Here is a 26209-nt window from a genome sequence, read left to right as displayed (position 1 = left end):
AGGCTCCATGGGGCCATTCGAACCTTAGCGCGCCATGATTTTCCAGGCACGGTGGATCTTGCCGTTACGGGCAAAGTCCGGGTCGATGGTTTGCGCGGTGATTTCCTCGACGGCGTAGCGCGTTGTGAGGTTGTCCTCGAGCTGGAACTTGCGGAAGTTGTTGGAGAAGTACAACACCCCACCCGGTGCCAGGCGCGCCATGGCCAGGTCGAGCAACTGCACGTGGTCACGCTGGACGTCGAAGATGCCTTCCATGCGCTTGGAGTTGGAGAAGGTCGGCGGATCGATGAAGATCATGTCGAACTCATCACGGTTGGCTTCCAGCCAGGCCATGACATCGCCCTGCTCCAGGCGGTTCTTGTCGGAAAAACCGTTGAGCGACAGGTTGCGGCGCGCCCAATCCAGGTAAGTCTTGGACAGGTCGACGCTGGTGGTGCTGCGCGCGCCACCCTTGGCTGCGTGCACGCTGGCGGTCGCGGTGTAGCAGTACAGGTTGAGGAAGCGCTTGCCGGCCGCCTCTTTCTGAATGCGCATGCGCATCGGCCGGTGATCCAGGAACAGCCCGGTGTCGAGGTAGTCGGTCAGGTTGACCAGCAGCTTGACTCCGCCTTCATTGACCTCGACGAACTTGCCCTGGGCACTCTGGCGCTCGTACTGCTTGGTACCGCTCTGGCGCTCGCGACGCTTGACCACCACGCGGCTCTTGTCGATGTTCAGGGCCTGGGGAATGGCGGCCAGGGCATCGAACATCCGCGCCGAGGCTTTTTCCGGATCGATCGACTTCGGTGCCGCGTACTCCTGCACGTGGACCCAGTCGTGGTACAGGTCGATGGCCATCGAGTACTCAGGCATGTCGGCATCGTACACACGGTAGCAGTCGATCCCTTCGCGCTTGACCCACTTGCCCAGGGCCTTGAGGTTCTTCTGCAGACGGTTGGCAAACATCTGCCCACCCTCGCTCAGGCGCGCCTGTTCGACCACCGGTACCGGTGCCGGGGCGGGCTTGATCGGGTTGCCATTCTTGTTGTACTGGCGCTCTTGCGGTTCAACCGGTGCCTGATCGTAGATCGCCTGTTCACGCTCGGCCTGGCGCTGCTCCGGGGTCCGGCGCTCGCCTGTGACAAACTGGTCGGGCAACACTTTGATCAGCAGCAGCTTGCACGGCAAGGCGCCGTTCCAGAAGGCATATTGCTTGTGGCTGCGAATACCCATGCGCTTGCCCAGGTCCGGTGCGCCGGTGAACACCGCCGCTTCCCAGTTCAGGCAGGCCTGACGCAGGCGCTCGCCGAGGTTCTGGTAGAGGTAGAGCAGGCTCGCCTCGTCGCCCAGGCGCTCGCCGTACGGAGGGTTGCAGATCACCAGGCCTTTCTGGTTCTGGTCCGGGCGCGGTTCGAAGGTGGCCACTTCGCCCTGGTAGATCTTGATCCACTCGCTCAGGCCGGCACGCTCGACGTTGTTACGGCCCGGCTGGATCAGGCGCGGATCAGCTTCGTAACCGCGGATCCACAGCGGTGGCTTGGCCAGGCCGGCAGCGGCACGGGCGCTGGCTTCTTCATGGAGTTTTTTCCACAGCGCCGGCACGTGGCCGAGCCAGGCGGTGAAGCCCCATTGCTCACGACGCAGGTTGGGAGCCATGTCCGCGGCAATCATCGCCGCTTCGACCAGGAAGGTACCCACACCGCACATTGGGTCAGCCAGGGCGCCGCCCTCGGCGGCGATGCGTGGCCAGCCGGAACGGATCAGGATCGCCGCCGCGAGGTTTTCCTTCAGCGGGGCGGCACCTTGCTGCAGGCGATAGCCGCGCTGGTGCAGGCTGTGCCCGGACAGATCCAGGGACAGGATCGCTTCGCCACGGTCCAGGCGCAGGTGAATGCGCAGGTCCGGATTGAGCTTGTCGATCGAAGGACGTTCGCCCGTTGGCGTGCGCAATTTGTCGACAATCGCATCCTTGACCTTCAAGGCGCCGAAGTGGGTGTTGTCGATGCCCGAACCGTGACCGCTGAACTCCACCGCCAGGGTGCCGTCCGCCAGCATGTGGTCTTGCCACTCGATATCCAGCACGCCGTGGTAGAGGTCTTCGGCGTCCTTCATCGGGAAGCGCTTGAGGACAAACAGCACGCGGTTTGCCAGGCGCGACCACAGGCACAGGCGATAAGCGGTTTCCATGGTGGCCATGCCGCGCACAGCCGAGGTGTGCTCGCGCGCTTCCTCAAGGCCAAGCCCGACGGCTTCCTCGATGAGCAGGCCTTCAAGGCCTTTTGGGCAAGTGAGGAAGAGTTCGTAACGATCCGACATGGGAGTTCCAGGGCCTTTAGCAATGAGTGAACGGGCAACGCATTGACCGCTCGGTTTTCAATCAAGCGCTTTTCTAAAAGAGCGCTCGCGTGGCACGAAGGTGTGCCGTCCCACCCTGGCGGCTATGCCAGCCAACTGGCTGGAATGAGCTTAGATGCCCGGGCAGATAAAAAATTCGGTGCAACAAAATGTCATAACTCGACCCTTCGTCGAATAGTAACCGAGCGCATCGGTGGGTCATGACCTAGGAAGCATTAGCCTCATCATTCTTTGAGAGCCTGATCATAGCGGGGTTTGGCCAACCACCCGACAAAACCCTCGTTGTTTCTTATGGCCATAACACCTTTATCGTTACGTCCTTATGACAAAACGATCATTCCCTCGATGTGACGCATTGGTTAGAACTCAATACAGGTTGACGCCGCAACGACGTCAACACCTTGGCTCGCCACGCCGGCAGCGAGCCGCCATTGGCAGAGCGTTTTCTGCCTGACCTCGATAGAGGTCGACGCGATACATACAGTCAACAAGTGAGGGAAACACCCTATGAGAAGACTTAAGCGTGATCCGTTGGAAAGAGCATTTTTGCGCGGATATCAATATGGCGTTGGTGGCAAATCCCGTGAGCTTTGCCCATTTACTCTACCGTCGGTACGCCAAGCCTGGATTAACGGCTGGCGAGAAGGACGCGGCGACAACTGGGACGGTATGACCGGCACTGCGGGAATCCATAGACTCAACGAACTTCACGCCGTCGGCTAAACGGGGCACACATTCCGACACGACAACTTGATTACGTAACGACTTAACCATGCACGTCCTCTCCGGACGGCGGGCTTCGGCCCAGGGGCTCCCTTGAGGAGCCCTTTTTTATTCCTGTCTGTAGCCGCTGGCGCAGCCTGCGTTCGGCGGCGTAGCCGTCGTAAACAGGCGCGGTATCAGCGCAGGGCGGCGATGGCGTCGACCGATTCACGGATCAGCGCCGGGCCCTTGTAGATGAAGCCCGAGTAGATCTGCACCAGGCTGGCACCCGCGGCGATTTTCTCAGCCGCGTGCCGTCCTTCGGTGATCCCGCCCGCCGCGATGATCGGCAAGCGCCCTGCCAGTTCCGCCGCCAGCACCTTGACCGTGTGGGTGCTCTTCTCACGCACCGGGGCGCCCGACAGGCCACCCATCTCGTCCCCGTGCTCCATGCCTTCGACGCCCACCCGGCTCAGGGTGGTGTTGGTGGCGATGACCGCGTCCATACCGGTTTCGATCAGCGCCTGCGCCACCTGGGCGGTTTCTTCGTCCGTCATGTCCGGGGCAATCTTGATCGCCAGGGGCACATGCTTGCCATGTCGCAGGGCCAGTTCGGCGCGGCGCGTGGCCAGGTCGGCGAGCAGTTGCTTGAGCGAATCACCGAACTGCAGGCTGCGCAGGCCCGGGGTGTTCGGCGAGCTGACGTTGACCGTGACATAGCTGGCGTGGGCGTAGACCTTGTCCAGGCAGATCAGGTAGTCGTCCACCGCACGCTCGACCGGGGTGTCGAAGTTCTTGCCGATGTTGATCCCCAGCACGCCCTTGTACTTGGCCGCGGCAACCCGGGCCAGCAGATGATCGACGCCGAGGTTGTTGAACCCCATGCGATTGATGATCGCCTCGGCTTGCGGCAAGCGGAAAATCCGTGGTTTGGGGTTACCCGGTTGCGGGCGCGGGGTGACGGTGCCGATTTCGACAAACCCGAAACCAAGCTGGGCAAAACCGTCGATGGCCGCGCCATTCTTGTCCAGGCCTGCAGCCAGGCCAACCGGGTTGGGGAAGTCCAGGCCCATGACATTCACCGGCACATGGGCCGGGGCCTTGCACAGCAAGCCGTTCAGGCCCAGGCGTCCGCCCGCGCCGATCAAGTCCAGGGACAGATCGTGGGAGGTTTCCGGGGAGAGTTTGAACAGCAGTTGGCGGGCCAGGGTATACATGGGCGGGCTTGACTCGGTCGGCGGCAAAATAAGGCGGCGATTATAGCCGGGCATCGGGGTCGCAGGCGAGGCACATGTACAAATCCCTCGGCAATGGCATATGCCTTGCACCGTGAAGCCTATCCGTACTCATGCCAACGCCGGGATGAGTCGAACGACCATGGCGTCGTCATCCGACCTGGCTTGCACAGGGGCCCGGGGCGACGCTTTTTTCTGCAAGGTGCACTCCCGATGAACGAACCATCAGTCGGCCCGCTGGCCTGGGTCAACGGCAGCGACGCGCCGGAAAAGACCTCAATCAACCTGGGGTTCATGGCCCTGAGCGATTGCGCCTCGGTGGTCGTAGCCGCCACCCAGGGCTTTGCCCAGCCTTATGGCCTGACCTTGAACCTCAAGCGCCAAACATCCTGGGCCAACCTGCGGGACAAGCTGACCAGCGGCGAACTGGACGCCGCCCATAGCCTCTATGGCCTGGTGTACGCGGTACACCTGGGCATCGGAGGCGTCGCCGCCACCGAGATGGCCGTGCTCATGGGCCTGAACCACAACGGGCAGAGCATCAACCTGTCCCACGGCCTGCAACGCCTGGGCGTGACCAGTCCTGAGGCACTGGATCGGCACGTGCACCAAAGTCGCCCAAAACTCACCTTTGCCCAGACCTTCCCCACCGGCACCCACGCCATGTGGTTGTACTACTGGCTGGCCAGCCAGGGCATTCACCCGCTGCAGGATGTCACCAGCGTGGTGGTGCCACCGCCGCAAATGGTCGCGCACTTGCAGGCCGGGCGCATCGACGGGTTTTGCGTGGGCGAACCCTGGAGCGCCAGCGCGGTGCAGCAGAACCTCGGCTTTACCCTGGCAACGAGCCAGGCCATCTGGCCTGACCACCCGGAAAAAGTCCTCGGCTGCACGCGCGCCTTCGTCGAGCAATACCCCAATACCGCCCGGGCGCTGGTGATGGCGATCCTGGAAGCCAGCCGGTTCATCGAGCAAAGCCCGGAAAACCGCCGCAGCACCGCACAGTTGCTCAGCGCCGCCGACTACCTCGACACCCCCGTGGACACCATTGAGCCACGCTTGCTGGGCGATTACGCCGACGGGCTCGGCAATCGCTGGCAGGACCCGCACGCGCTGCGCTTTCACGGCCATGGCGAGGTGAACATGCCCTACTTGAGCGACGGCATGTGGTTCATGACCCAGTTCCGCCGCTGGGGCTTGCTGCGCGACGACCCGGATTACCTGGGCGTGGCACGCCAGGTCCAGCAACTGAGCCTGTACCGCGACGCGGCCGGGGCCCTGGGCATAACAGCGGACAGCCATGAGATGCGCAGCAGCCAATTGATCGACGGCAAGATCTGGGACGGTGCCGACCCGGCGGCCTACGCCCGCAGCTTCACCCTGCACGCCATGACCGATACCCCCGCCCTGCGCGCCCGGCCCTGACAGGAGAGCATGAGCATGTTGCGAATCCTGCTGATCAATGACACCGCTAAAAAAGTCGGACGCCTGAAGACCGCCCTGACCGAAGCCGGGTTTGAGGTGATCGACGAATCCGGCCTGACCATCGACCTGCCCGCGCGCGTCGAAACGGTGCGCCCGGACGTGATTCTGATCGATACCGAGTCACCCAGCCGCGATGTGCTGGAACAAGTGGTGCTGGTCAGCCGCGACCAGCCACGCCCCATCGTGATGTTCACCGATGAACACGACCCGGGCGTGATGCGCCAGGCCATCAAGTCCGGCGTCAGCGCCTACATCGTCGAAGGCATCCATGCCGCCCGCCTGCAGCCGATCCTCGACGTGGCCATGGCGCGCTTTGAAAGCGACCAGGCCCTGCGCGCCCAACTGTTTGCCCGCGACCAGCAACTGGCCGAGCGCAAGCGCATCGAACTGGCCAAGGGCCTGCTGATGAAAATGAAGGCCTGCAACGAAGAACAGGCCTACACCCTGATGCGCCGCCAGGCCATGAGTCGCCAGCAGAAGCTGATCCAGGTGGCCGAGCAGATCATTGCCATGAGTGAGTTGCTGGAGTGAGCACCACGCCGAATCAGGCTTGGCGCGTCATCGGTGACGACCCTCGCGAGCCTGCTCGCGATCAGCCCGCCCTCGGCCGCACTGGTTGGCACAGATATCGCTAAGTAATCGGCACAGGTAACCAACGGCGGTTGCCCCACCAACGACAACGACGTCGCACACCCCTTTCGCGCAAGCGCAGCGGGTTGCGGCGTTTTTTCGTTTTGGCCCCACAGACCGGGGCCGGTGGTGCGGCCGTCAAGGCGCCCCACCGCCAAGCTCACGACTCCCTTCGAGACTCTTAACCGCTGAGGTGCGCGATGAATTCAAGCTTCTGGAAATCCGGTCATACCCCGACCCTGTTCTCGGCATTCCTGTATTTCGACCTGAGCTTCATGGTCTGGTACTTGCTGGGCCCCCTGGCGGTGCAAATTGCCGCCGACCTGCACCTGACCACTCAACAGCGCGGGCTGGTGGTGGCCACGCCGATCCTCGCCGGGGCCTTGCTGCGTTTTGTCATGGGCCTGCTCGCCGACCGCCTGTCACCCAAGACCGCTGGCCTGATTGGCCAGGTCATCGTCATCTGCGCGCTGTTCGGTGCCTGGAAGCTGGGCATCCACAGCTACGAGCAAGCCCTGCTGCTGGGGGTGTTCCTGGGGATGGCCGGGGCCTCGTTTGCCGTCGCCCTGCCCCTGGCCTCGCAGTGGTACCCGCCGCAACACCAGGGCAAGGCCATGGGCATCGCCGGTGCGGGCAACTCGGGCACTGTGCTCGCGGCGCTGATCGCGCCGGTGCTGGCAGCCGCGTTTGGCTGGAGCAACGTGTTCGGCTTCGCCCTGATCCCGCTGATCCTGACCCTGATCATCTTCGCCTGGCTGGCGAAAAACGCGCCGCAACGGCCCAAGGCCAAATCCATGAGCGACTACTTCAAGGCCCTGGGTGATCGCGACAGCTGGTGGTTCATGTTCTTCTACTGCGTGACCTTCGGCGGCTTCATCGGCCTGGCCAGTGCCCTGCCCGGCTACTTCAACGACCAGTACGGCCTGAGCCCGGTGACTGCCGGCTACTACACCGCCGCCTGTGTGTTTGGTGGCAGCCTGATGCGCCCACTGGGTGGCGCCCTGGCCGATCGCTTCGGCGGGATCCGCACCCTGCTGCTGATGTACGGTGTCGCGATCGTGTGCATTGCCGCCGTCGGCTTCAACCTGCCCAGCTCCTATGCGGCGCTCGCCCTGTTCGTCTGCACCATGCTTGGCCTTGGCGCCGGCAATGGCGCGGTGTTCCAGTTGGTGCCCCAGCGTTTTCGCCGCGAAATCGGCGTGATGACCGGGTTGATCGGCATGGCCGGTGGGATCGGCGGGTTTGCCCTCGCCGCCGGCATGGGGGCGATCAAACAGAGCACCGGCAGTTATCAACTGGCCTTGTGGCTGTTCGCCAGCCTCGGCATCCTGGCGTGGTTCGGCCTGCACGGGGTCAAGCGCCGCTGGAGAACCACCTGGGGCTCGGCCGCTGTGACCGCGGCGCGGGTCTGAGGCAGCGATGAGCCTGCAATTGAGCTTTGCCGAAGCCAGCGCCATCGGCCCGCGCGAGGAAAACCAGGACGCCCTGCGCCTGGTCACGCCCGCCGCAGAGCTGGCCGCGAGCAAAGGGTTTCTGTTCGCCATCGCCGATGGCGTCAGCCAATGCGCCGATGGCGGGCTGGCCGCGCGCACCACCTTGCAAGCACTGGCCCTGGACTACTACGCCACCCCGCAGACCTGGGGCGTGGCGCAGTCCCTGGACCGCCTGCTGCTCGCGCAGAACCGCTGGCTGCAGGCCAACGGTGGCGGCCTGCCGCTGCTCACCACCGTCAGCGCGCTGGTGCTGCGCGGACAACGTTTCACCCTGGCCCACGTCGGCGATTGCCGGGTGTATCGCTGGCACGCCGAGCAGTTGCAACGCATCAGCGAGGACCATGTCTGGGAACAACCGGGCATGCAACATGTGCTCAAGCGCGCCCTGGGCCTGGACCAACACCTGGTGCTGGATTTTCTCGATGGTGAGTTGCGCGCCGGCGAGTGCTTCGTGCTCCTCAGCGACGGGGTCTGGGCAACCTTGGGCGACACCACGATTGCCGGCATCCTGCGCGATCAGCCGGACCTGCACAGCGCGGCCCAGACCCTGGTCAATGCCGCGCACCTGGCCGGCAGCCAGGACAATGCCAGCGCGCTGCTGGTGCGGGTCGAGGCCCTCGGCGAGGCGAGCATCGGCGATGCCCTGATTCACCTGCAACAATGGCCCCTGCCGCCGCCCCTCAAGCCCGGCCAGCGCTTCGAAGGCTGGCACGTCGAGAAACTGCTGGGGCACAGCCAACAGTCACTGATCTATCGGGTCCACGACAGCCAGCAGCAGCCCTGGCTGTTGAAAACCCTGCCGGCGCAGTTGAGCGACGACAGCCAGGCCGCCCAGGCCCTGCTGTCAGAGGAATGGTTTCTCAAGCGCGTCGCCGGACGCAGTTTTCCCGAGGTCCATCCGGCGACCCAGCGTCAACACCTGTACTACCTGATGCGCGAGTACCCAGGGCAGACCCTTGCCCAAACCTTCACCCAGACCGGTCCGCTGCCCCTGGCGCAATGGCAGGCACTGGCCGAGCGCCTGCTACGCGCGGTGGGCCTGTTGCACCGGCGGCAGATCCTGCATCGCGACATCAAGCCGGAAAACCTGCTGCTCAGTGACGACGGCGAGTTGCGCCTGCTGGATTTCGGCCTGGCGTACTGCCCGGGCTTGTCCGAAGACCAGGCCAACGCACTGCCCGGCACCCCGAGCTACATCGCCCCGGAAGCCTTCAGCGGTGAGGCGCCGTCTGCGCAACAAGACCTGTATGCCGTCGGCGTGACCCTGTATTACCTGGCCACCGGGCAGTATCCCTACGGCGAAATCGAAGCCTTCCAGCGCCCCCGCTTCGGTCAGCCGGTGAATGCCCAGCGCTATCGCCCGGACCTGCCGGACTGGCTGGGGCAGAGCCTGGAGCGCGGGGTCAACGCCGACCCGGCCCAGCGCTACGAAACCGCCGAGCAATGGCTGCTGATTCTCGAACACGGCGAGCGCGGCAGCTTGAGCGTGCGACCCAGACCGCTACTGGAGCGCGAGCCGGTGAAGGTTTGGCGCACCCTGGCGCTGGTGTTGCTGATGATTAACCTGGTGTTGCTGTTTTCCCTCATTCGCCACTGACCCCAGGCCCCGCAAACCCCGTCGGCGTCGCGCCATTGCTGTGCACCGCGCCTTCTATCGGTGCAAAAAGCCCGGTCGGCACCGCCCGAACACCCGGATGAGCCCGATAAAACCGTAGCCTCCACCACTTGGCACAACCACTGCATTAGCCCGTTCATCACACATAAAGCCCAGCCTTCAACGACGAAGGGTGCGCTGCCCGAGAGAACGGGACCAGGACAAAGGCGTCCTCGCTAGAGCACTAGCGGGACGCCTTTTTTTGTTTGCGCAAAATACACCGAGCCAGTCCCATCGACCCGATGACACCGGCCTGAGCTTGCGGAGAACCCGATGAAAAAATTGAAACTGGTGATGATCGGCAACGGGATGGCCGGGGTCCGCACGCTCGAGGAACTGCTCAAGCTGAGCAGCGAACTGTATGACATCACGGTTTTCGGTGCTGAACCCCACACCAACTACAACCGCATCCTGCTGTCCCCGGTGCTGGCAGGTGAACAGACCTTCGAAGAGATCGAGCTCAACGACCTCAATTGGTACCAGGAGCACAACATCACCTTGCTGCTCAACCGCACAGTGGTGGAGATCGACCGGTTCAAGCGCCGGGTCATCGCTGCCGACGGCAGCAGCGCCGAGTACGACCGCCTGCTGATCGCCACCGGCTCGACGCCCTTCATGCTGCCGATCCCGGGCAACACCCTGCAGGGGGTGATTGGCTACCGTGACATCGCCGACACCCAGACCATGATCGACACCGCCCGGACCCACCGCCACGCCGTGGTCATCGGCGGTGGCCTGCTGGGCCTGGAAGCGGCCAACGGCCTGATGCTGCGCGGCATGCACGTGACCGTGGTGCACATCGGCGAATGGTTGTTGGAACGGCAACTGGACAAGACCAGCGGCCAATTGCTGCAAAGCGCCCTGGAACAACGCGGCCTGCACTTTCGCCTGGGTGAGCAAACCCAGGCCCTGCTCGACGCCGGCAACGGTCGGGTCGGCTCGGTGCAATTCAAGAACGGCGACATCATCCCGGCCGACCTGGTGGTGATGGCCGCCGGGATCCGCCCGGCCAGCGAGCTCGCGGAACAGGCCGGCCTGCCCTGCAACCGCGGCATCCTGGTCAACGACACCCTGCAGACCTATGACCCGCGCATCTATGCCATCGGTGAATGCGCCAGCCATCGTGGCATTGCCTACGGCCTGGTGGCGCCGCTGTTCGAGCAGGCCAAGGTCTGCGCCAACCACCTGGCACAGCTGGGGTTCGCCACCTACAAAGGCTCGGTGACCTCGACCAAGCTGAAAGTCACCGGCATCGACCTGTTCTCCGCTGGCGACTTCATGGGGGGCGAAGGCACCGAGACCATCACCCTGCGCGACCCGGTCGGCGGCATCTACAAAAAATTGGTGATCAAGGACGACGTGCTGGTCGGCGCCTGCCTGTACGGCGATACCGCCGATGGCGGCTGGTATTTCCGGCAGATTCGCGAACACCAGGGCATTGCTGCGATCCGTGATCACCTGATGTTTGGCGAACCGGCGTCGAGCGCGGCCGGCCACCAGGACCTGACACTGCAGGAAGCATCATGATGAAGCGTCAGACGACTGCCTCGACCTGCTGCTATTGCGGGGTGGGCTGCGGCATCCTGATCGAGCACGACGGCGAGCAGATCCTCGGCGTCAGCGGCGACCCGACGCACCCGGCCAACTACGGCAAACTGTGCAGCAAAGGCTCAACCCTGCACCTGACCGGTGACCTGGCGGCCCGCGCGCTGTACCCGCAGTTGCGCCTGGGCAAGGGCCTGGCTCGCACCCGCACCGACTGGGACAGTGCCCTTGACCACGCCGCCAGCGTATTTGCCCGGACCATCGCCGAGCACGGTCCGGACAGTGTGGCGTTCTACATCTCCGGGCAACTGCTGACCGAGGACTACTACGCCTTCAACAAACTGGCGCGGGCGCTGGTGGGCACCAACAACATCGACAGCAATTCGCGGCTGTGCATGTCGTCGGCGGTGGTCGGCTACAAGCGCAGCCTGGGCGCCGATGCACCGCCCTGCAGCTACGAAGACCTGGAGCTGAGCGATTGCGTGATGATCGTCGGCAGTAACATGGCCTACGCCCATCCGGTACTGTTTCGCCGCCTGGAGCAAGCCAGGGCCCGTCGGCCGCAGATGAAGGTGATTGTCATCGACCCTCGGCGCACCGACACCTGCGACCTGGCGGACCTGCACCTGGCGATTCTGCCGGGCACCGATGTCGCGCTGTTCCACGGCATCTTGCACCTGCTGCTGTGGGAAGACTGGATCGACCGCAGCTTTATCCAGGCCCATACCGAGGGGCTGGCCGAACTGAAGCAGCTGGTGCGCGACTACACGCCCCCCATGGTGGCGCAACTGTGTGGCATCAGCGTCACCCAGTTGCAGCAGTGCGCGGAATGGGTCGGCACCTCGCCGAGTTTTCTGTCGCTGTGGTGCATGGGCTTGAACCAGTCCACGGCCGGCAGCGCGAAAAACAGCGCACTGATCAACCTGCACCTGGCCACCGGACAAATCGGCCGCCCGGGCGCGGGCCCCTTCTCCCTTACCGGTCAGCCGAATGCCATGGGCGGGCGCGAAACCGGCAGCCTGGCCAATCTGCTGCCAGGCCATCGCGAAGCCAACAATGCCGGGCATCGCGCCGAGGTCGCCGCCTATTGGGGGGTGCCCACGCTGCCGGAAACGCCAGGGCTAAGCGCCATCGAACTGTTCGAGCAGGTCAACAGCGGAAAAATCAAGGCGCTGTGGATCGCCTGTACCAACCCGGCGCAGTCCCTGCCCGACCAACAGAATGTGCGCGCGGCCTTGCAGGCGTGCCCGTTCGTGGTCTTGCAGGAAGCCTTCAGCACCACCGAAACCGCGCCCTTCGCCGACCTGCTGCTGCCGGCCGCCAGTTGGGGGGAAAAGGAAGGCACGGTGACCAACTCCGAGCGGCGGATTTCCCACGTTCGCCGGGCCATTCCCGCACCCGGTGAAGCACGCCCGGATTGGGCGATCACCGTGGATTTCGCTCAACGCCTGGAGAAACACCTGCGCCCGGGTCAGCCCAGCCTGTTTGCCTTCGATCAACCTGGGCAATTGTTCGATGAATTCAAACAGCTGACCCGCGGACGCGACCTGGACCTGTCCGGTATCAGCCACGCCCTGCTCGACCGCCTGGGTCCACAGCAATGGCCTTTCCCCCAGGGCGCCACCTGCGGCACACCACGCCTCTACGTGGACGGGATATTTCCCACGGCCAGCGGGCGCGCGCAATTTATCGCCGAGCCATTTTGCGCCGCCAAGGAGCAACGGGACGCGCACTTTCCCCTGACCCTGATTACCGGGCGCCTGCGGGATCAATGGCACGGCATGAGCCGCACCGGCACCGCGGCGCAACTGTTCGGCCATGTCAGCGAAGCGCTGCTGAGCCTGCACCCGGATGAACTGCAGCGCCAACACTTGAATGCCGGCGACCTGGTCAGCCTCAAGAGCCGCCGCGGCAGTGTGATCGTCGCGCTCGCCAGCGATGACTCGGTACGCCCGGGGCAAGCCTTTCTCCCGATGCACTGGGGCGACCGCTTCCTCAAGGGCGGCGTGAACGTCCTGACCCAGCCGGCGTTCGACCCACTGTCCAAGCAGCCTGAGCTGAAACACAGCGGTGTGCGAATTGAAGCCGTTGAACTGCCGTGGGAGTTCTTCGCCCTGGTCGAGGGCAATGTTCAACAGCATTTCGAGGCGCTGCGCCCGCTCTGCGAAGACTTTTCCTACGTCAGCCTCAGCCTTGCCGGGCGTGAGCGGCCGGCGCTGCTGATACGCGCCGCGTGCGCCCAGGCGCCGGACCCGCAACGGCTGCAGGAGATCGACCAGCACCTGGGGCTCGACCACGGCCCGGTACTGTCCTACGACGATCCGCGTCGCGCCATCGGCAAACGCGTGCGCATCGAACAGGGGCGCATCACCGCGATCCGCCTGGCCGGGGAAACACTGGCCCGGCACTGGTTGCAGAATCTTTGGCTGGAAGGTCGAGTCGATGAGCAATTGCGACCCTGGCTGCTGGCGCCCTTGAGCGCCCCGCCGGGCGCTGCCGGTGCCGCCTCTGGCGCGCAGAAAACCCTGTGCAACTGCAAGAACGTCAGCCACAGCGCCGTGTGCGCCGGCATTCGCAGCGGCCTGGATCTGCAAGGCCTGAAACAACAATTGGGTTGCGGCACGCAATGCGGCTCCTGCGTCCCGGAAATCAAGCGTCTGCTGGCCGCCCAGGTGCGGCCAAGCGCAATCACCTCGTGAGGAATGCAACATGAGCGCAAAAGTCTGGTTGGTGGGTGCAGGCCCGGGTGACCCTGAATTGCTGACCCTCAAGGCGGTACGGGCACTGAGGGAGGCAGACGTGGTAATGATCGATGATCTGGTCAATCCAGCCGTGCTGGAGCATTGCCCCCGGGCGCGGGTCATTGCCGTGGGCAAGCGCGGGGGCTGCCGTTCGACCCCACAAGCCTTCATCCATCGCCTGATGCTGCGTTATGCCCGCCAAGGCAAGTGTGTGGTGCGGCTCAAAGGGGGGGACCCGTGCATATTTGGCCGGGGGGGTGAAGAAGCACAGTGGTTGCGCGAGCGCCAGATCGAGGTCGAACTGGTCAATGGCATCACCGCCGGCCTGGCGGGCGCCACTCAGTGCGATATTTCCCTGACCCTGCGCGGCGTCGCCAGGGGCGTGACCCTGGTGACAGCCCATACCCAGGATGACAGCGAGCTCAATTGGCGCGCACTGGCCCAAGGCGGGACCACCCTGGTGATCTACATGGGAGTGGCAAAACTCGGGGAAATTCGCCAGCAGTTGCTGGACGGCGGGATGGCGCTGGATACGCCGGTGGCAATGATTGAAAACGCATCCATGCCGTGCCAGCGCGAATGCCGAAGCAACCTGACAGCGATGCAGGAAGATGCCTACAGCTTTCAGTTAAAAAGCCCAGCGATCCTTGTGATAGGGGCTGTAGCCGCCTCCGCAGCCCTGGAACAGGGACTGCCGGCGTCCGTGACACCGTTGCCATTGCCGTCCAGCGCAGCGCTGTAACGCCGGCCTGGCAGTAAATCGCAGACAAAGAAAAGCCCGGCCTAAGCCGGGCTTTTCGCGAGCTGCGAGCTAATTACTTAGCTTGAGCTTCAACCTGCGCTTCTACGCGACGGTTAACAGCACGGCCAGCTTCAGTTGCGTTGTCAGCAACTGGGCGGGATTCGCCGTAACCAACGGAGCTAACGCGGCCAGCGTCGATGCCGTCTTTGACCAGAACTTGCTTAACAGCGTCAGCACGACGCTGGGACAGCTTCTGGTTGTAAGCGTCTGGACCTACGGAGTCAGTGTGACCTTCAACCACGGTGGTGGTCTGTGGGTACTGCTTCATGAAGTCAGCCAGGTTTTTCACGTCAGCGTAGCTGTTTGGCTTAACAACAGATTTGTCGAAGTCAAACTTGACGTCCAGCTCAACGCGTACCACTTCAGCAACTGGAGCTTCTGGCTCTGGCTCTGGAGCCGGTGCCGGAACTGGAGCTGGAGCGACTGCGCCGGCGTTGCCGCCGAAGTTCACACCCAGACCAACCAGGGCGGAGTAGTCCCACTTGCCGTTGTCCATTGCGTAGTCAGCTTCAACGCCGGCACGAGCGAACAGGTTGTCGGTGAAGTAGTACTTAACACCGGTACCAACGATGGCCAGAGTCGACTGATCGCGACCGCTGTGACCGTCAGCTTTTACGCTGGTGCGGCTCTGGTGGCCGAAACCGCCGGAAACGTAAGGACGCAGGGAATCTACGCCAGCCTGACCGAAGTGGTAGGTACCCAGCAGGGAGCCGGTGTCACCTTTGATCTTCTGGTTGCCAGTACCGTCGTTCGAACGGGTGTGGTGAGTCTGATCGTAGTTCAGATCGATCGAAACGTCGTCGGTCAGGAAGTAACCGATGCGAGCGCCTGGATTGAAGCCGTCTTCGATGTGCTTGACGCTATCGTTGTACTGCTTCTTGTAGAACAGCTCGCCTTCAACTGCGCCTTGGCCTTGTGCCAGAACGCCGAAAGAAGTAGCGGCAATAAGAGAACCAATGGCCAAGCCCAAGGTGTTTTTCAGTTTCATCCGTTAAATCCCCATCTGGTGATTGTAAAGCAGTCCCACAAACCGGGGGACAACTCGGCGGCAAGTCTATCAGAACTTGCCTACACGTAAGAGATATTTGCGCCGAACTAAGTTTCAGCAATGCCTGCAAATTTCTCACGCAATTTATCTAGAGCGCGTTTGTACCGCATTTTTGTTGCACTCAAACCCATATGCATGATGTCTGCGATCTCCTGAAATTCCAGCTCTGCGACAAATCGTAGCACCAGAATTTCCCGGTCAATCGGGTTCACATGCACCAACCAGCGATCAAGTCCACCCTTTTCCTCAGGTTTCGGCGTCTTTTCTTCCGACGCTTCCTCGAGGGGGTCCAGACTCAAAGCGTCCATCAAGCGACGCTTACGCCGTTCCTTTCGATACTGTGTGATGCACTCGTTGTACGTGATGCTATATAGCCATGTCTTGAACTTGGATTTTCCTTCAAAGTTCTTCAGGCCGTACAGCACCTTCAACATCACTTCCTGACAGACATCGTCCGCGTCGCGATCGTTCCCAAGATATCGTGCACAGACGTTAAATAAAGTTCTCTGGTAACGCCGCATCAGCTCTTCATAAGCGCGCGTGACGTGAAACAGCTCGGTGTGCGAGCGCGCGACCAACTCCTCATCAGAGAGCTCGCGGGGGTCGTAGCGCGTGGATAGCGATTGGGGTTTATTCAAAACAAGTCGGGCCGACAGTCAGGTCAATGTCCGCCGCGGCCCAAGGGTGTCGGGCATTTCGCGGCGGCATACATTAGCAGGGTTTGCCGGGTTAGCGGCTACTAACATGCTGTTCCAGGAGGATCCGATTGGAGAGTGATACTAGCTCACCCTCGTCGGTCAGCAATGTAGTTTTAACCGTGCCGATCTCTTCGATCTGACCTTCGACCTCACCAACACGCACTTGTTGCCCAACCTGATACAACTCACGCACATAGATTCCCGCAAGAATCTGACCGGCAATTTCCCGGCTACCCAATCCCATGGCCAAGGCAACTGCCAGACCAACGGTTATCAAAACGATCACGATCACATGGTTCAGCAGGTCGGTTTTGACTTCGAGCTGACTGATCGCCACCGAGATACTGATGATGATCACCAGGCCCTGGGCTATTCGCCCCAGGCCCGAAGCATAGTCCAGACCGACCCCTTCAGCGGCACCGCGCACCAGGCCATTGGCCAGCTGCGCCAGCAATACCCCTACCAGCAACACCAACGCGGCACCGAACACTTTCGGCAAATACAGTGCAAGCATATCGAGCGTAGCCGAAACTCGCTCCAAGCCAAGGGATTCTGCAGCAGAAACCAGAAAAATAAGCAAAACGAACCAGTAAACGATCTTTCCGATCAGGGTCGAGATCGGAACCTGCAGCCCTGCCCGAGACATCAACTTGGTCAAACCGGTACCGCCCATCAAGCGATCCAGGCCCAGTTTTGCCAACAATTTGGACAACAGGGTGTCCAGCAGCTTGGCCACGACAAACCCCAGCAGCAGCACGACGAGGGCGCCAAACAGATTGGGAATGAAGTTCGCTACCTTGGTCCACAACGCAGTCATTGCCGTGACGAGGCTCTGAGTCCAGAGATCAAGTTCCATATTCAATCAGCCTTATCAGCAGTGCTTGCGTTAGGTTTACGACGGGAAACCGGCGAGACATGGGCCGATCCGTTATTCAGGGCGATCATCAGTGCCGGCAGCCAGCGGCCCAGCAGACTGAACAGATCACCGGCACCCACCTGGCGGTTGGCGGTTTTCAGTACACGACCCAGGCACGCATCATCGTCACGGGTGGACGGGGATGCCTGGAGCATGTCACGTAAAGACTGTTCAAACGGATCGTGCATACGCACCTCTCGTGATATCTGTGAAAGACGCGATCAAAATTCCCCGGGTCACATGACGCCCCTTCATACCCAGCGCAAACGCCGGAACAACCACCACTGGCCCAGCGCCACCGAGACCATGATCAGGCAGGCAACCAGGAAGCCATAGGGACTCTCGGAGAACGGAATGCCACCGACATTGATGCCCAGCAAACCGGTCAGAAAACTCATCGGCAAAAAGATCCCGGTAATGATCCCGAAGCGGTACATGGTGCGGCTCATTTTCACGCTCAGACGCCGGTCTTCGGCCTCCAACACCAGCCCCACGCGCTCGCGGGTCAATTCCAGCTCTTCAAGATAGCGGGTCAGGCTGTTGTTCAATTCGTTCCAGTAGTCGCCGTCATCCTCGACAAACCAGGGCAGTTTGATTCGCGTCAGTTGTCCGAAAATATCCCGTTGCGGCGCCAGAAAACGCTTGAGTCCGGCGGCACGCCGACGGATCTGCAAAATGGAGCCGTGCTCGGGGGTATACCGTTCGTCGGCATCCAGCTTTTCCTCTTCGACATCGACCACTTCCGAGAGGTCGCCCACCAGGTCCTGGACCTTGTGAGTGAGGTACTGGGCCATGTACAGGATCAGTTCGGAAGCCGTCCGCGGCCCCTTGCCCTCGGCCAACTGCACCAACAATTCGTCGGTGGCGCGCAGTGGGCGCAGGCGCAGGGAAATGACCCGTTGGGCCGAGGCGAAAATACGCACCGAGACCATGTCTTCCGGTTCGGCACCAGGGTTGAGGTTGACCCCGCGCAAGAACAGCAGCAATTCGGAGTCCGGCAGCGCCAGCAGGCGCGGCCGGGTGTTCTCCTCCAGCAGCAGGTCACAACTGAATTCACTCAGACCGCTGGATTTACGCAGCCAGGTCTGGGTTTGCGGGTGACTGCGATCCCAGTGCAGCCAGAGGCTTTCGTGGGATTGCAGTTGCAGGTCATCCAGTTCAGTCCGGGCAATCGAACGCGCACCGCCTTTTCCATCCAGCACCAGGGCATGGACCAGCCCCCACTGCGCGTTTTCTTCCTCGAACATCCTCACCCCTGTCTGGTCGCCGTTTATTCAGGCATTTTCAACGCGGTGGGCGAAATGATCACGCCATTGTTGTCCGCATAAATGAACTCGCCCGGACGGAACGTCACACCGGCAAAGGTCACCGGCACGTTGATCTCGCCAAGACCGCGGCGGTCGGACTTCTTCGGATGGCTGGCGAGGGCCTGCACCCCCAGGTCGGTTTGTGCGATGACGTCGACGTCGCGGATGCAGCCGTAGATCACCAAGCCTTCCCAGCCATTCTTGGCCGCTTTCTCGGCAATCATGTCGCCCAGCAGCGCGCAGCGCAGCGAGCCTCCACCATCCACCACCAGCACCTTGCCGTTCCCCGGGAGTTCAGCGTGCTCCTTGACCCGCGAGTTGTCTTCGAAGCACTTGATGGTCACGATTTCACCGCCGAAGGAGTCACGGCCGCCAAAATTGCTGAACATCGGCTCCAAGACCTGTACCAGTTCCGGATAGGTATCGCACAGGTCGGGAGTGAGGTAATGATTCATCGAGAAACTCCTGTAATGAGGAAGACAATCGAGGATGTCACCTTAAAGGAAACGCGCGCTGAGGGTTGCGGTTTAAAGCCGATCTTGCGCGAACACCGCTACTGCATCGCCACGTAAAGTGACCAGAAAAGCCCAATGCGTCATATCTTAGCCGTAAGCGCACCGGAACGAAACGCCCTTGATAGAGCGATCACGTCAGTCTGCACCGACCGTGGCGAGCGCCTGCGCCTGCACGGGTGCCTGCGGATCCGTCAGCCAACGCTGGACCAATGGCCAGACTTCGATTTGCGCGGCTTTGCTCACCAGCATTTGCACATGCCCGAAGTCATCGGCAAAGCCGTGGGCGCGACCCAGGCAAATGTATTGCTTGTGCGTCGAGCCGATTTGCTCGAACAGCTTGCGGCAAGCCCAGTCAGGGTCCTGGTGATCGTTGCTGGCGCTGACGGCCAGAACCGGCACCTGCACCTCGGCCAAGCCCGCCCACCAGTCCTTGTCGGCATCACCAAAACGCCCGAACAGGCCGTACCAGCGCATGCTCTCCAGGGCCAGGCCGATCGGCTCGTCTTCCGGCCCACGCTTGAGACGAGATCCCGACAGTTGGGCAAAACGATTGAGGATGAAACGTCCGCTCCATTCCACCGGGGGAATTTTCAACGGCCAGTAGGTGCGACTCACCTGCGTGCCGAAAAATGCGGCGCTGGCGACATCGGCCTCTTCCAGGTAGTGACCACCCAATGCAGCGGCCAGGGTGATGCCACCCAGTGAATGGCCGATCCAGTGCGGTGCCTGCCCGCTCAGTTCGCGGACGAACGCGGCGATGGCCGGCAGGTCGTAGCGGGCATAGTCGGCCACCCGGTTCTTGCGGTAGTGCTGATTGCGCTGCGACAGGCCGTGCCCACGCATTTCCGCAATCCACACATCAAAACCAGCGCGTGCCAGGTACGCCCCCAGGCCCAGGCCCTTGGGGGAAAACCAGAAACGCCGGTTGGAAAAACTGCCGTGCAGCAAAATCACCGGAACCCCGCGCAGGGCGGGTTCATCGGCCATGCCCAGGCGGGTCACTGCCAGCTCAACGGTGCCGTCCGGGCTGTTGCCCGGTTTCAGGCGATAGACGTCCTCACTCAGATCGCCGCGACGCTCGGCGCTGATCAAGGCGACAGGAAACAGGTTACTGCTGCTTTGCATAATGCTCTTGCACAAAAAAGGGCGGCATCCGAAGGAGCCCGCCCTACTTGAATCTCAAAACAGATCCCTGGTTCCTGTCACTGCAGGAGCCAGGGGCCTGTTCACACCATCAAGCCGAAGCTTGACCCTCAGCCAGGAAGAACCAGGTTTCCAGTACGGAATCGGGGTTCAACGAAACGCTTTCGATGCCCTGCTCCATCAGCCACTTGGCCAGGTCCGGGTGATCGGACGGGCCCTGACCGCAGATGCCGATGTACTTGCCGGCCTTGTTGCAGGCGGCAATGGCATTGGCCAGCAGCTTCTTGACCGCCGGATTACGCTCATCGAACAAGTGCGCAATAATCCCGGAGTCACGGTCCAGGCCCAGGGTCAGCTGGGTCAGGTCGTTGGAGCCGATGGAGAAACCGTCGAAGAATTCCAGGAACTCTTCCGCCAGGATCGCGTTGGACGGCAGTTCGCACATCATGATCACGCGCAGACCGTTTTCGCCGCGGGCCAGGCCGTTCTCGGCCAACAGGTCGACGACCTGGCTGGCTTCGCCCAGGGTGCGCACGAACGGCACCATGATTTCAACGTTGGTCAGGCCCATCTCGTTGCGCACACGCTTGAGGGCGCGGCACTCGAGCTCGAAGCAGTCACGGAAGGCTTCGCTGATGTAACGCGAGGCACCGCGGAAGCCCAGCATCGGGTTCTCTTCTTCCGGCTCGTACAGCTTGCCGCCGATCAGGTTGGCGTATTCGTTGGACTTGAAGTCCGACAGGCGCACGATGACCTTTTTCGGCCAGAACGCAGCGGCCAGGGTGCTGATGCCCTCGACCAGCTTCTCGACATAGAAACCAACCGGATCGTCGTAGCCGGCGATGCGCTTGTCGACGCTTTCCTTGATGTCCGCAGGCAAGCCGTCGTAGTTCAGCAGCGCCTTGGGGTGCACGCCGATCATGCGGTTGATGATGAACTCCAGGCGGGCCAGGCCCACACCGGCGTTCGGCAACTGCGCGAAGTCGAAGGCGCGGTCCGGGTTGCCGACGTTCATCATGATCTTGAACGGCAGCTCCGGCATGGCGTCCACGGAGTTCTTCTTGACGTCGAAACCCAGTTCGCCTTCAAAGATGAAACCGGTGTCGCCTTCGGCGCAGGAAACAGTGACGCCCTGGCCGTCTTTCAGCAGTTGGGTCGCGTTACCGCAGCCCACTACCGCCGGGATCCCCAGCTCACGGGCGATGATCGCCGCGTGACAGGTACGGCCGCCACGGTTGGTGACAATGGCGCTGGCGCGCTTCATGACCGGTTCCCAATCCGGGTCGGTCATGTCGGAAACCAGCACGTCGCCCGGCTGGACCTTGTCCATCTCGGACACGTCCTTGATGATGCGGACCTTGCCGGCGCCAATGCGCTGGCCGATCGCACGGCCTTCCACCAGCACGGTGCCGGTTTCCTTGAGCAGGTAACGTTCCATGACGTTGGCCTGGGTACGGCTCTTCACGGTTTCCGGACGGGCCTGCACGATGTACAGCTTGCCGTCGTCACCGTCCTTGGCCCACTCGATGTCCATCGGGCACTTGTAGTGCTTCTCGATGATCATCGCTTGCTTGGCCAGCTCGCTGACTTCCGCGTCGGACAGGCAGAAGCGCGCGCGCTCGGCCTTGTCGACGTCCACGGTCTTGACCGAACGACCGGCCTTGGCCTCGTCGCCGTAAATCATCTTGATCGCTTTACTGCCCAGGTTGCGGCGCAGGATCGCCGGGCGACCCGCGGCCAGCGTGCCCTTGTGGACGTAGAATTCATCCGGGTTGACTGCGCCCTGGACCACGGTTTCACCCAGGCCGTAGGCGCCGGTGATGAACACCACGTCACGGAAGCCCGACTCGGTATCGAGGGTGAACATCACGCCGGCAGTGCCGGTTTCCGAACGCACCATGCGCTGCACACCGGCCGACAGGGCCACCAGCTTGTGGTCGAAGCCCTGGTGGACGCGGTAGGAAATGGCACGATCGTTGAACAGGGAAGCGAACACTTCCTTGGCTGCACGAATGACGTTCTCGACGCCACGAATGTTCAGGAAGGTTTCCTGTTGACCGGCGAACGAGGCGTCCGGCAAGTCTTCGGCGGTGGCCGAAGAGCGCACGGCCACGGCCATGTCCGGGTTACCGGCCGACAGGGTGGCGAACGCGGTGCGAATCTCGGCGTTGAGCTTCTCCGGGAACTCGGCTTCCATGATCCATTGACGAATTTGCGCGCCGGTACGGGCCAGCGCGTTCACGTCATCCACGTCCAGCGCATCCAGCGCGGCGTGGATCTGGTCGTTCAAACCACTTAATTCGAGAAAATCACGATAAGCCTGAGCTGTCGTGGCAAAGCCACCCGGGACCGATACACCGGCACCCGCAAGATTACTGATCATCTCGCCGAGGGATGCGTTCTTGCCCCCCACATGCTCTACATCATGGACGCCGAGCTTATCGAGGGAAACTACGTACTCTACCAAGGTGATCTCTCCACTAACTGTGTTGGAAAAGCTCAGGTTACTGGCCGCTCAAGGGAGCATTTGCCAGCTGTATGGCCTGGACCTGGAAAATAAGTGAGAATGCCGGCCAATCCGGGCCGCCAAATCGCGCCTATCATATCCAAGAATCGTCACCAGCTTAAGGCCCAAGGCGCAAATGAAACGATCTGCTTTCTTTATCTCCGACGGCACGGGCATTACGGCCGAAACCCTGGGTCAAAGTCTGTTGGCGCAGTTCGAAAACATTACCTTCAGCAAATTCACCCGACCGTACATCGACAGCGTCGATAAAGCGCGGGCCATGGTACAACAAATCAACACGGCCGCCGAAAAGGACGGCTTTCGTCCGATCATCTTCGACACGATCGTCAACCAGGACATACGTGAGATTCTCGCCACGTCCAATGGTTTCATGATCGACATTTTCTCGACCTTCCTCGCCCCGCTGGAGCTGGAACTGAGCGAGCATTCGTCCTACTCGGTCGGCAAGTCGCACTCCATTGGCCACAACTCCAACTACATGGAGCGCATCGAGGCGGTGAACTTCGCCCTGGACAACGACGACGGTGCGCGCACTCACTACTACGACAAGGCCGACCTGATCCTGGTGGGCGTGTCGCGGTGCGGCAAGACACCGACCTGCCTGTACATGGCCATGCAATTCGGCATCCGCGCCGCCAACTACCCGCTGACCGAGGACGACATGGAGCGCCTGCAACTGCCGGCCGCCCTGCGCGCCCACCAGCACAAGCTGTTCGGCCTGACCATCGACCCGGACCGCCTCACCGCCATCCGCAACGAGCGCAAGCCCAACAGCCGGTATTCGAGCTATGCCCAGTGCGAGTTCGAGGTGCGCGAAGTGGAAAACCTGTTCCGCCGCGAAAACATCCCGAACATCAACTCCACGCATTTTTCCGTGGAAGAAATTTCCGCCAAGATCCTGGTGGAAAAAGGCGTCGAACGCCGATTCAAGTAAGGCGCAGCTGAACGGCAAGCCGCAAGCAGGAGCCTGCTCAGACCGCTCCTGCCTGCGGCGTGCAGCTTGCCGCGACCGCCGCAATCCCCTCCCGCAATAACCGATCATCCCCCACCGAATTGCACACGCTCACCCGAATAGCCTGCGGCACGGCCCCATGCCCCACCGCAAACGCTTCAGCGGTGGCAATCAGGTAGCCACTGCGCTTGAGCTCGGCTTCAACCTGGGACGCGCGCCACGGCTCGGGCACGTCGATCCAGAAATGCGGACTGTGGTCGTGCGTGCGGTACTGCAAGCCCTGGAGCAGGTCCTCGACCAGGGCCTTGCGTCGGCGAATCTCAATGATTTGCTGCTCCAGCAATTGCTGGGCGACGCCGGTTTCAATCCACTGCGTGGCCAATTCCAGGGCCAGGGGCGTGGCCATCCAGCAGGAGGCGCGTACCGCTGCCGACAAGCGGCTGAGCAATGCCTGGGGCGCATACAGATAGCCGACCCGCAAGCCCGCCGACACCGCCTTGCTCAGGCTGGCGATCAGTACCGTACGCTCCGCAGCAAAATGGCTCAGCGGCAGTGGCCGTTCCTGGACCAGCACGGCGTGGGCCTGGTCCTCGATGATCAACAGATTGTGCCCACGACAGACCTGCGCCAGGGCCTCGCGGCGCGCCGTGGACATTACCGCGGCCGTGGGATTCTGCAGAGTCGGCGTGCAGTACAGCGCCGTCACCCGGTGTTGGCGACAGGCCTCGTCCAAGGCCGCTGGCAATAACCCTTCGGCGTCCATTGCCAGGCCGATCAGCTTGATCCCCAGATTGCGCGCCACGCTGATCAAGCCGGGGTAAGTCAACTGCTCGGTGACCAGCGTATCGCCCGCCTTGAGCAGCGCCATCAGGGCACACAGCAAACCGTGCTGGCCGCCGTTGACGCAGATCACCTGCTCGGCATGGGCGACGAATTCGCCGTGCCCAAGCCACTGCGCACCCGCCGCCCGATACTCCGGCAGACCGGCGTCCGCGGTGTAACCACTGATGCGCTGCATGGCCCGGGAATCTCCCGCCAGGGCCTGCAGCCCCTGGCTCAGCCACTGCGCCTGACGCCCGGGAATTGGCTGATTGCGACTCATGTCCAGGCACGGCGGCGGTTGCTCACTGACATTGCGGAACCCGCCGTCGCGCGGGCGCTCCATGCCCTGCTCCCGGACATAGGTGCCGTCACCGACCCGGGCGACCACCTTGCCCAGACGCTCCAACTCGGCATAGGCGCGACTGACGGTGCCCACCGTGACCCCGAGGCTGTCCGCCAGCAGGCGATGGGGCGGCAATTTGCAGCCGGGCGCAAGCACGCCGTCTGCCATGCCCTGCTCAACCCCGTCGCTGAGGCGCTGGTACTTCATGCCGGTTCCATGGCGTAGGGCATCCCGCAGGATTGACACCATGGCAATACTTACTTTGACAGCCATTACCACCCCGAATAGCGTGCTGAAAACAGGTTCAATCAGGGATAGACCTTTTCCATGACCCGGTCAATTCCCATCACGCCCAGGTGCCCGAGCATGCCCACTGCCATCGCCGTCGATACCCTCCAAAGACACCCCCGCCGCTGGCTGTCGGGCTTGATCACCAGCGTGCTGTTCCTGATTGTCTGCCTGAGCTGGGGCACGACCTGGCTGGGGATCAAGATCGCCGTCGAAAGCGTGCCGCCGCTGACCGCTGCCGGCCTGCGTTTTCTGATCGCCTTCCCGCTGTTCCTGAGTTTTGCCGCCTGGCGCCGCGAACCCTTGCTGTTTCCCAAGGGCAGTCGCTGGTTCTTCCTGTTCGTCACCCTTTCGTATTTCAGCCTGCCGTACTACTTGCTCAACTATGGCGAGATGCACGTTTCGTCAGGGCTCACCGCCCTCCTGTTCAGCTGCATGCCGGTGTTTATCCTGCTGTTCTCGGCGCTGTTCCTGCGGGAAAAAATCTATGCCTCCCAGGTCCTGGGCATCGCCATCGGCTTTGCCAGCCTGTTCATGATCATCCGCAGCCAGGGCTTGCACCTGGACCATGCCGAACTGTTCGGCGTGCTGGCGATTCTCACGGCGGCGATCCTGCATGCGCTGTGTTACGTGGTGACCAAAAAACACGGGAGCGCCATCAGCGTCATCACCTACAACACCCTGCCGATCGGTATCGCCGGGCTGCTGTTGTTTGTGGCGGGACTGGCGGTCGAGACCCCGGCCTTCGCGACCATCAGCGCGCGCTCGTGGGGTGCCCTGCTCTATCTGGGGCTGGTGGCGTCGGTGGGCGGGTTCATCGTGTACTTCGTCCTGCTCAAGCGCTTGAGTCCGATCATCCTGTCCTTCGTGTTCATCATTTTTCCGGTGTTCGCGGTGATGATCGGCGCCTGGTACGAGGGACAGGTGATTTCGCGGGAACTGATCGGGTACTCGGCGGTACTGCTGATGGGGTTTGCGATCACCAAGTTGCCCGTGGAGAAGTGGCTGGCCAAGTAACCGCCAGCCACG

20 protein-coding genes and 1 pseudogene are annotated in these 26209 nt (G+C 62.1%); 10 read left to right on the top strand and 11 right to left on the bottom strand.

Features of this window, described 5'->3' with window-relative positions; translation table 11 throughout:
* Nucleotides 1–24: 24 nt before the first annotated feature.
* On the bottom strand, nt 25–2295 hold the full coding sequence (gene rlmKL / locus Q1W70_RS19150) for a bifunctional 23S rRNA (guanine(2069)-N(7))-methyltransferase RlmK/23S rRNA (guanine(2445)-N(2))-methyltransferase RlmL (RefSeq protein ID WP_166590086.1): 2271 nt from the start codon (nt 2293–2295) through the stop codon (nt 25–27).
* A 546-nt stretch (nt 2296–2841) separates the two neighbouring features.
* On the opposite strand from rlmKL, the gene rmf reads away from it, so the two are divergent.
* Nucleotides 2842–3057, top strand: a complete 216-nt coding sequence (gene rmf / locus Q1W70_RS19145; protein WP_003223300.1) for a ribosome modulation factor — start codon at nt 2842–2844, stop codon at nt 3055–3057.
* 176 nt (nt 3058–3233) lie between these two features.
* On the opposite strand, the gene Q1W70_RS19140 is transcribed toward rmf, so the two are convergent.
* A complete protein-coding gene (locus Q1W70_RS19140) occupies nt 3234–4253 on the bottom strand; it encodes a quinone-dependent dihydroorotate dehydrogenase (protein WP_182341421.1) in 1020 nt (339 codons plus the stop codon).
* A 231-nt stretch (nt 4254–4484) separates the two neighbouring features.
* Between Q1W70_RS19140 and Q1W70_RS19135 the strand changes: the two genes are divergently transcribed.
* The 7 genes and pseudogenes from Q1W70_RS19135 to cobA all read left to right on the top strand — a co-directional run bounded on the left by Q1W70_RS19135 (nt 4485) and on the right by cobA (nt 14561).
* Nucleotides 4485–5696, top strand: coding sequence for a CmpA/NrtA family ABC transporter substrate-binding protein (locus tag Q1W70_RS19135; RefSeq protein WP_265538039.1), 1212 nt, complete (start codon nt 4485–4487; stop codon nt 5694–5696).
* Nucleotides 5697–5711: 15 nt separating this feature from the next.
* Nucleotides 5712–6287: an ANTAR domain-containing response regulator gene (locus Q1W70_RS19130; RefSeq protein WP_166590083.1), complete on the top strand. Its 576-nt coding sequence runs from the start codon at nt 5712–5714 to the stop codon at nt 6285–6287.
* Nucleotides 6288–6586: 299 nt separating this feature from the next.
* On the top strand, nt 6587–7798 hold the full coding sequence (locus Q1W70_RS19125) for a nitrate/nitrite transporter (protein WP_185818183.1): 1212 nt from the start codon (nt 6587–6589) through the stop codon (nt 7796–7798).
* 7 nt (nt 7799–7805) lie between these two features.
* Complete coding sequence (locus Q1W70_RS19120; protein ID WP_166590081.1) at nt 7806–9476, top strand: bifunctional protein-serine/threonine kinase/phosphatase; 1671 nt, start codon at nt 7806–7808, stop codon at nt 9474–9476.
* Nucleotides 9477–9806: 330 nt separating this feature from the next.
* Nucleotides 9807–11033, top strand: a pseudogene (locus Q1W70_RS19115) (NAD(P)/FAD-dependent oxidoreductase); the annotation flags it as partial.
* A 26-nt stretch (nt 11034–11059) separates the two neighbouring features.
* Nucleotides 11060–13777, top strand: coding sequence for a nitrate reductase (locus Q1W70_RS19110; protein WP_166590118.1), 2718 nt, complete (start codon nt 11060–11062; stop codon nt 13775–13777).
* 10 nt (nt 13778–13787) lie between these two features.
* Nucleotides 13788–14561 carry a uroporphyrinogen-III C-methyltransferase gene (gene cobA, locus Q1W70_RS19105; RefSeq protein ID WP_166590080.1) on the top strand — a complete coding sequence of 258 codons (774 nt, stop codon included), beginning with the start codon at nt 13788–13790 and terminating at the stop codon, nt 14559–14561.
* Nucleotides 14562–14634: 73 nt separating this feature from the next.
* Here cobA and Q1W70_RS19100 read toward each other — a convergent pair whose 3' ends face one another.
* The 8 genes from Q1W70_RS19100 to ppsA form a co-directional block, all read right to left on the bottom strand.
* Nucleotides 14635–15609 carry an OmpA family protein gene (locus Q1W70_RS19100; protein ID WP_166590079.1) on the bottom strand — a complete coding sequence of 325 codons (975 nt, stop codon included), beginning with the start codon at nt 15607–15609 and terminating at the stop codon, nt 14635–14637.
* A 107-nt stretch (nt 15610–15716) separates the two neighbouring features.
* Nucleotides 15717–16307: an RNA polymerase sigma factor SigX gene (sigX, locus tag Q1W70_RS19095; protein ID WP_095165477.1), complete on the bottom strand. Its 591-nt coding sequence runs from the start codon at nt 16305–16307 to the stop codon at nt 15717–15719.
* Between the two features lie 91 nt (nt 16308–16398).
* Complete coding sequence (locus Q1W70_RS19090) at nt 16399–17223, bottom strand: mechanosensitive ion channel family protein (protein ID WP_007916401.1); 825 nt, start codon at nt 17221–17223, stop codon at nt 16399–16401.
* A gap of 2 nt (nt 17224–17225) precedes the next feature.
* Nucleotides 17226–17471, bottom strand: coding sequence for a CrfX protein (locus tag Q1W70_RS19085; protein WP_166590078.1), 246 nt, complete (start codon nt 17469–17471; stop codon nt 17226–17228).
* 63 nt (nt 17472–17534) lie between these two features.
* On the bottom strand, nt 17535–18530 hold the full coding sequence (locus Q1W70_RS19080; RefSeq protein WP_166590077.1) for a zinc transporter ZntB: 996 nt from the start codon (nt 18528–18530) through the stop codon (nt 17535–17537).
* Between the two features lie 23 nt (nt 18531–18553).
* Nucleotides 18554–19045, bottom strand: a complete 492-nt coding sequence (rraA, locus tag Q1W70_RS19075; RefSeq protein ID WP_166590076.1) for a ribonuclease E activity regulator RraA — start codon at nt 19043–19045, stop codon at nt 18554–18556.
* Nucleotides 19046–19240: 195 nt separating this feature from the next.
* Nucleotides 19241–20230 (bottom strand): alpha/beta fold hydrolase, encoded by a 990-nt coding sequence (locus Q1W70_RS19070; protein WP_166590075.1) that lies wholly within the window; start codon nt 20228–20230, stop codon nt 19241–19243.
* Between the two features lie 109 nt (nt 20231–20339).
* Nucleotides 20340–22715 carry a phosphoenolpyruvate synthase gene (gene ppsA, locus Q1W70_RS19065; protein ID WP_166590074.1) on the bottom strand — a complete coding sequence of 792 codons (2376 nt, stop codon included), beginning with the start codon at nt 22713–22715 and terminating at the stop codon, nt 20340–20342.
* Between the two features lie 175 nt (nt 22716–22890).
* On the opposite strand from ppsA, the gene ppsR reads away from it, so the two are divergent.
* Nucleotides 22891–23709 (top strand): posphoenolpyruvate synthetase regulatory kinase/phosphorylase PpsR, encoded by an 819-nt coding sequence (gene ppsR, locus Q1W70_RS19060; protein ID WP_166590073.1) that lies wholly within the window; start codon nt 22891–22893, stop codon nt 23707–23709.
* A 37-nt stretch (nt 23710–23746) separates the two neighbouring features.
* On the opposite strand, the gene Q1W70_RS19055 is transcribed toward ppsR, so the two are convergent.
* Nucleotides 23747–25165 carry an aminotransferase-like domain-containing protein gene (locus Q1W70_RS19055; protein WP_265538042.1) on the bottom strand — a complete coding sequence of 473 codons (1419 nt, stop codon included), beginning with the start codon at nt 25163–25165 and terminating at the stop codon, nt 23747–23749.
* A 93-nt stretch (nt 25166–25258) separates the two neighbouring features.
* On the opposite strand from Q1W70_RS19055, the gene Q1W70_RS19050 reads away from it, so the two are divergent.
* On the top strand, nt 25259–26197 hold the full coding sequence (locus tag Q1W70_RS19050) for a DMT family transporter (RefSeq protein ID WP_265538043.1): 939 nt from the start codon (nt 25259–25261) through the stop codon (nt 26195–26197).
* Nucleotides 26198–26209 lie beyond the last annotated feature (12 nt).

The sequence above is a fragment of the Pseudomonas kielensis genome (assembly GCF_030505375.1).
GTDB lineage: Bacteria > Pseudomonadota > Gammaproteobacteria > Pseudomonadales > Pseudomonadaceae > Aquipseudomonas > Aquipseudomonas kielensis.
This window is presented reverse-complemented; position numbering and strand designations above follow the sequence as displayed.